Annotated in this window: 1 protein-coding gene; it reads right to left on the reverse strand. The window is 65.3% G+C overall.

The genetic code is table 11. The features are described from left to right. Positions 1-283 precede the first annotated feature (283 nt). A complete protein-coding gene (locus J2Y49_RS32350) occupies positions 284-1,318 on the reverse strand; it encodes an IS110 family transposase (protein WP_098740247.1) in 1,035 nt (344 codons plus the stop codon). Positions 1,319-1,435 lie beyond the last annotated feature (117 nt).

Consider the following 1,435-nt stretch of genomic DNA (forward strand, 5'->3'; position numbering starts at 1 on the left):
TTCCATCGCAACTGTAATGCTTCCGTAATGGGCCGTCAGACGTCAAGTCCCTCGCAGTGATTGTCACGTCGCCGGCTTCATGCTTCCGTCCGTGGTCAGCACGGTGGCTGCCACATCATGCCGTCAGAGAAAGGAAGCCAGCGGGACAATCTAAGGCGCGTGGTTCACTCCCGCAGGAGCTTCCACAGCACTACTCCCGTCCTCACTGGTTTCCGCGTCCCGGCGACGGGACCTCACCGGAGCAACACCTTCCGGCTCTGCTCCAAACCGTTGTCCTATCTTCTTACGCGGTTACCAGCGCCTCCTTGCCCCAGCGGAACTCGCTGCCATCCACCCACATGCGGTGCAGGACAGTGGCCAGCTTCCGCGCCAGAGCGACCTTGGCCCGCTTCACGCCACGCCGCTTGGCCACGTCCAGCGCCCAGCGCTTGAGCGTGGAGAACCGGGTGGTCCGGCTCAGCAGCACGTTGGCGGCCTCGTAGAGGGCAGTGCGCACCATCACGTCCCCCACCTTGCTCACCCCGCCGGTCACGTCGGTCTCGCCCGACTGGTACTTTTTGGGCGTCAGCCCGAAGTGCGCGCCCACCGCCTTGGACGAGGTGAAGCGGGCTGGATCATCGACTGTCGCCCTGAAGGTCACCGCCACCAGCGGCCCCACCCCAGGAACCGTCATCAACCGCCGACAGACCTCATCGGTGCGCACGATCGCCAGCATCTTGCGATGCAGGCGCATGAACTCGCTGTGCAGGCCTGCGCGTGCCGTCAGCATGGCACCGACGACCTCCTCCAACATCGCATGCCCCTCGATCAGTTCCTCCACCCGCGCCGCAAAGCGCCCTTTGCTGACCTCACCGACCTTCAGCCCGAAGCCGCGCAAGATGCCGCGGATGCTGAACTCCACATCGCGCAGCTTGCTCTGCAGAAGCTTACGGCCAACCAGCAGGGCGCGCACCTCCTGGGCATCGGCCGACTTGCGGTGCACCGACCGGAACCAGCCCATGCGCAGCAACTGGGCGATGCCGCGGGCGTCCTTGCGGTCGGTCTTCACCACCATCGCCGACAGCGCCGCCTTGACGTGGCGGGTCTCCAGCAGCACCGTCGCCAAGCCCGCCGCGCTCAGCCCGGCGTGCAGCCACTGCGACAAGGGTCCAGCCTCCAACCCAATGCGGACCACCGGAAAGCCAAGCTCGCCGAAGAAGCGCACCAGGGCGGCGGGCTCGCTTGCCACCTTGGCCTCCCGCACAATCTTGCCCGTCGCATCCACCACGCACACGCTGCTCTGTTCCAACGAGACGTCGATTCCGGCAAAGTGATCCATGGCTGTCCCCCTTGATGCTTGGGGCCGATCCGCTCGGACCCCGTTTCTCACACCATCACTGTGGGGACAGCCACCCGACCAAGCCAGAGCTTGGTGCAAGGCCCATTACCGCATCTA

Origin of the sequence: Azospirillum sp. BE72, from assembly GCF_031455875.1 — a bacterium.
GTDB lineage: Bacteria > Pseudomonadota > Alphaproteobacteria > Azospirillales > Azospirillaceae > Azospirillum.